This is a genomic window from Streptomyces sp. NPDC004126 (genome assembly GCF_050275515.1).
GTDB lineage: Bacteria > Actinomycetota > Actinomycetes > Streptomycetales > Streptomycetaceae > Streptomyces.
In genome coordinates this window covers 1-5092 of sequence record NZ_JBNNPF010000117.1, presented here as the reverse complement: position 1 = coordinate 5092, position 5092 = coordinate 1, and the positions used below count along the sequence as shown (strand labels likewise).

Annotated in this window: 4 protein-coding genes; 2 read left to right on the top strand and 2 right to left on the bottom strand. The window is 77.3% G+C overall.

Annotated elements, in window-relative coordinates; all coding sequences use genetic code 11:
- Positions 1 to 725 (bottom strand): methyltransferase domain-containing protein (locus tag ACQKM2_RS40595; protein WP_427719176.1); only part of this gene is annotated, 725 nt, incomplete at its 3' end.
- Between the two features lie 56 nt (positions 726 to 781).
- Positions 782 to 2326, bottom strand: coding sequence for an IucA/IucC family protein (locus tag ACQKM2_RS40590; protein ID WP_427719179.1), 1545 nt, complete (start codon positions 2324 to 2326; stop codon positions 782 to 784).
- A 113-nt stretch (positions 2327 to 2439) separates the two neighbouring features.
- On the opposite strand from ACQKM2_RS40590, the gene ACQKM2_RS40585 reads away from it, so the two are divergent.
- Together ACQKM2_RS40585 and ACQKM2_RS40580 are read left to right on the top strand one after the other, a co-directional pair.
- On the top strand, positions 2440 to 3978 hold the full coding sequence (locus ACQKM2_RS40585) for an IucA/IucC family protein (protein ID WP_427719173.1): 1539 nt from the start codon (positions 2440 to 2442) through the stop codon (positions 3976 to 3978).
- 134 nt (positions 3979 to 4112) lie between these two features.
- Positions 4113 to 4871 (top strand): GntR family transcriptional regulator, encoded by a 759-nt coding sequence (locus tag ACQKM2_RS40580; RefSeq protein ID WP_427719170.1) that lies wholly within the window; start codon positions 4113 to 4115, stop codon positions 4869 to 4871.
- Positions 4872 to 5092 lie beyond the last annotated feature (221 nt).

The window sequence follows — 5092 nt, the reverse complement described above, 5'->3', positions numbered from 1 at the left end:
CGGGCGCGTTCCCAGGGGCCCTGTGAACGGCGCACGCTCTGTACCTTCGCATGCGGGACGATCTCCGTGCGGCGGCACAGGCGGTCCTTGCGGGCCAGCAGGAAACCCCGGGGGTCCTGCTCGTGGGCGCCGGGTTCCCGGACCATCCGGGCGACTTCCGCCAGCCCCGCCCCGGCGAGCAGCGAGGCGATCAGCTGCGGCGGGGTCCCGTACACGTCGAGGTCGACCGGATGCCCGTAGGCGTGCTCCAGCCGGCGCTGCCCGTCCCACGCCGCGAACGCGACGAGCACATGGCCGCCCGGCGCCAGCACCCGGGCGAACTCCGCGAATACGCCGGGCAGTTCCCCCGGCGGCGTGTGGACGGTGGAGTACCAGGCGAGGACCCCGCCCAGCACCCCGTCCGCCATGTCCAGCCCGGTCATCCGGCCCACCTCGAACCGCAGCCCCGGATAGCTGCGCCGGGCCACCGCCACCATCGCGGGGGAGAGGTCGACGCCGAAGGCCCGTACGCCGAGGCCGTCCAGGTACGCCGTCACCCGGCCGGTGCCGCAGCCCAGGTCGGCGACCGCCCCGCCGCCCCCGCCGCGCACGTACTCGGCGAAGGCGTTCAGCACCGCCCGGTCCAGGGGCCGGCCCTCCAGGTCGCCGCCCAGCAGCCGGGCGTGGTCGACCGCGACGGTGTCGTAGGACGCCTGGACGGCACTGAGACGCGAGGTCTGTGTCATGCCCCTGAACAGTAGCCCGTCCGGCCGCCGGCCTCACCCCCGCAGCTCACCGCCGGTCAGGCCCCGCCGAGCGGCGCGGGAAGCTCCGCCCACTGGTCCCCCGGCACCCCCGGACTCAGCCGCATCAGCGTGAGCGCCTTCACCGGCAGCGGCCCGCTCCGCAGCGCCTCCGCGTCGGCGGTGGGCTCCGCGGTGTCCAGCCCGGCGGCCAGGCAGTCGGCGAACGCCCCGGCCGAGCCCGCCGTCGAGGCGAGGGCACCGGCCGCCAGCGAGCCGAACAGCTTGCGCCGCAGCACCGTCTCGTCGTCCGTGACCAGCCGCCCGGCCAGGGGCGGCACCGGCAGGCCGTGCCGGGCGAGCCGGGCCGGGCTGATCCGGATGTCGGCCAGGTCGCGGTAGACCAGCCGCAGCGGGCTCCCGTCGGGCGCCAGCACCACCAGCAGGTTCTGCCCGTGGGCCTCCAGCGCCACTCCGAGGTCCAGCACGCGCAGGCACACCGACAGCGCCAGCCGGGCGAACGCGGCCCGCCAGGCCGCCGATCCGGCCAGTTCCGTCCCCGCCAGCGCCGCCACCGGCACGACCCGCTCGCCGGGCCCCGCGTACGCCTCGGGGGGCTCGCGGAGCACGGCCGCCAGGTCCGGGCTGTACGCGGTGGCCGCGCCCAGCGTGCGGGTGATGTGCAGCCGGCCGTCGAGCCGTCCGGTCAGCGCGTGGGCGAACGCGGAGACCACGGCGGCCGTCTCCACCGAGTACGCGGATATGTCCCGGACGGAGGAGGTCAGCCGGGTGCTCAGCGCCGTCTTCACGTGCGGGCCGCCCGCCGCCGGGGCGAGCGTGCGCAGCGCCATCAGCGGGTGCGCGGCGAACCCCGGCAGGACCTCCTCGCCCTTCAGTACGTGCTCGGCCTGCCAGGGGTGGACCGGCACCAGGATCCGGTCCCCGTCGCGCAGGTGCTCCGGCCACCGGCCGGCCACCAGGCACTCCGCCGCCCGTACGGGGACCAGCCCGAGCTCCACCACCGGCCGGTGCTCCGGGGCGTACGCCAGCTGCTCGGCCACCGTGAAGCCGGGCCGGGAGCGGCAGTTGGGGTGGTACGGGTGCCCGTCCACCACCCGCTGCTCCCACTCCCACCCGGCCGACGGCTCCGGCCGCTCCCCGTCCGGCTGCCCGGCCCGGGACAGGGCCAGGGAGGCGGCGCTGTCGTCGAGTTCGGCGGCGAAGGCGGCGCCGTGCGGCACCCGCAGCGCCTCGACCAGCCGGGCCGCCTGCCGGTGGGGCCGCCCGTCGAGCCGGACCTCGGTGACGAGCGAGCCCGTCGCGTACGGGTCGGGGAGCGGCCCCTCCAGCCGCCCGCCCCCGGCCAGCAGCAGGGTGAGGGAGTCCGGCCCCGGCTCCCGGCCCACCACCCACGGCAGCGGCTCGAAGGCCAGGGCCCGCCAGAGCCGGGTCAGCACGGCGGAGCGGGCCCCGTCCAGCGAAGCCTCGTACGCGGCCCCCAGCCCGGGCCGTACGCCGGCCAGCGCGACGGCGGCGGCCTCCTCGGCGGGGGTGGCGGGGGAGTGCCCGGGGTCGGGCGGGGAAACGTGCCTGCTGCGGTCCAGGGGTCCGGTCCTCTCAGGTCGGTTCAACCGATGATCAGGTCATCATCGCGGATACTGAAGATCACGGCCGGTGGTCCCTCCCGCGTACCGCCGGCACACCTCGGACGGACCGAATGGAACCAGTGGACCTCAACACCGACGCCGACGCCCGCAGCGCCGCCCCGCTCCTGAACTGCCTGCTCAGGGAGGTGGGCGAGGCCGAGGGCGGGCGGGTCCACCGGCTGCGCGGCAGCGGCCGGCTGCTGCGGGTCTCCGGCGGCCGCCGCCCGGACCGCGCGGAGCTGCACACGGCGGAGGGCTGGCATCCGCTGGGCCACGCGGAACTGGTCAAGCTCGTCTCCGACGAACTGCACCGCTACACCGGCGTCTCCAACGACGAGCTGCCCGGCGAGATCGACGACAGCCGCGAGGCCCTCGCCGCGCTGCTGGCCGCCCGGGCGGCCGCCGAGGTGCCCGAGGACCCGTACGTCCTGTCCGAGCAGGCCCTGGTGACGGGCCATCCGCACCATCCCGCCCCCAAGGCCCGGGGCGGCGCGCCCGCCGCGAGCTGGCTGCCGTACGCCCCCGAGGCGCACACCCGCTTCCCGCTCGTGATGCTCGGGCTGCGCGAGGACCAGGTGGCGGAGGAGGGCGGCCGGGCCGCCGCCGACGCGGTCGACGCGCTGGCCGGGATCCTCGACGGCCCCCGCCCGCCCGCCGGTTACCGGGCGCTGCCCGCGCACCCCTGGCAGCTGGAGCTGGTCGGCGGCCGGCGGGAGGTGCGCGAGGCCTTCGCCGACGGGCGGCTGCTGCGGCTCGGCCCGACCCGGCTGCCGGTGTGGCCCACCGCCTCCGTGCGGACCGTGTACGCGCCGGGGCCGGACGCCGACCTGTTCGCGAAGTTCAGCCTCGACGTCCGGATCACCAACGACGTGCGCCGGCTGTGGCGCCACGACCTGCTGAAGCTGCGCCGCACCGACTCCGCGGTGGAGGCCGGCTTCGCCGACCTGCGCCGCCGTACCGGATCGACCGCGGTGTGGCTGGCCGACCGCGGGTACCGCACCGCCTCCTTCGCCTTCGAGGAGCTGGCCGTCCTGGTCCGCGACGGCCTGCGCACCGGGGTGGCGGCGGGCGCGGTGCCGCTGCTGTCCGCCGCCCTCGCGGAGGGCTACCCCGCCAGCCCGCTGGAGTCCGCGTCCGACCCGGCCGGCTGGTGGCGGGCGTACCTGCGCCATGTCGTGCCTCCGGTCCTGGACCTGTTCGCCCGGCACGGGATCGTGCTGGAGGCGCACCTCCAGAACTGCCTGGTCGCCGTGGACGGCCGGGGCATGCCGGTGCAGGCCCTCTTCCGCGACGCGGAGGGCGTGAAACTCCCCGGGGACATGCCGCGCGAGGGCGCCTGGCAGCGGCTCGTGTACTGCCTGGTCGTCAACCACCTCGCGGAGGTCGGCGGGGCCCTGGCCGAACGGCACCCCGGGGCGGCCGGCGGGGTGTGGCCGGCGGTCCGCGAGGAGCTGCTGCGCTACGACGCCGAGCACGGCCTGCCGGAGATCGCGGAGCTGCTCGCGGCCCCGGCGCTTCCGGCCAAGACGAACCTCCTGCTGCGGTGGACCCGGGCGGACGGGGCGGACGCGCGCTACCTGCCGCTGCCCAACCCGCTGCGGGGGGAGTGAGCGGGCGGCGGCCGGGCGTGGGATTCGGCCAAGCTGGGCCGGGCCGCCGCGGCCCCCGTGTCGAAAGGTATAGACCAATGCTAGGTTGGGCGGGCAGACCGCGCAGTCCTTGACCACCCGTCAGAGGAGAAGCCATGCCCTCCCCTTCGCGGGGCGGCGGCCCGGCCGCCATGCCCAAGTACCAGCGGATCGCCGCACAGCTGCGGGCCGAACTGGACCTCGCCGCCCGGACCTCCGGCGGCAGACTGCCCTCCGAACGCACCCTGGCCGCCCGCTACGAGGTCAACCGGCAGACCGTCCGGGCCGCGCTCCAGGAGCTGCGCGCCGACGGACTGGTCGTCACCGGGCGGCGGGGCACCCGGGCGGCGGTCCTCCCCGGCGCCACCGCCCCTGCCGCGCGCGCCGGATCCCGGGCCGTGCCGCCCGCCCGCCTCACCCGGACCCGGCTCGCGCTGGTCACCGTGCCGCCGTCGCTCGCCGGGCTGTTCGGGATGGGCGGCGGGGAGCGCACCCTGGTCCACCACCGCCACGTGTACGGCCCGGGCGGGCGCGCGGTCCGGCACACGGTGACGTACCTCTGCCCGCGCACCGTGGCCCGCACCCCGGAGCTCGCGGCCTACCTCGACCGGCCGGACGGGGCCCGGGGCGAGGACCTGCGGCCGCTGCACCGCTGGCTGGAGCGGGCCGCCGCGCACGGCCGGACCTCGGAGACCATCACCATGACCCGCACCACCCACCCGGCCGGCGGCGCGCCGGCCTGCGGGCTGTCCGTGCGCCGCACCGTGCACGACGGCTCCGGCCGGCTGCTGGCGGTGACGGACCTGGCGTTCGCGGACTGGGACCGGCTGACCTTCCACCGCGAGCCCGAGGCGATCGCCTTCCGCGTGACGTAGCCCATACGGCCGGGGCCGGCGGTGCGGGGGTGCCGCTGCGGTGGGTGCGGGTGCCGCTGCGCGGACGAGGTCCCCTACCCGCCCTTCGCCCGTTCCTCCCCCAGCTACCGCTGGGAGGTGCCCCCAGGGCTGCGCCCGGACCCCTTCCTGGGGGCTCCGCCCCCAGACCCCCGCGCCTCGAACGCCGGCGGGGCTGCGCAGACCTCAGGACCGCCCCGAAG

What these genes read in the sequence shown, in the direction of transcription:
- ACQKM2_RS40585 (WP_427719173.1), top strand. Translation starts at nt 2,440, where the DNA reads ATGGAACCAGTGGACCTCAACACCGACGCCGACGCCCGCAGCGCCGCC.
- ACQKM2_RS40580 (WP_427719170.1), top strand. Translation starts at nt 4,113, where the DNA reads ATGCCCTCCCCTTCGCGGGGCGGCGGCCCGGCCGCCATGCCCAAGTAC.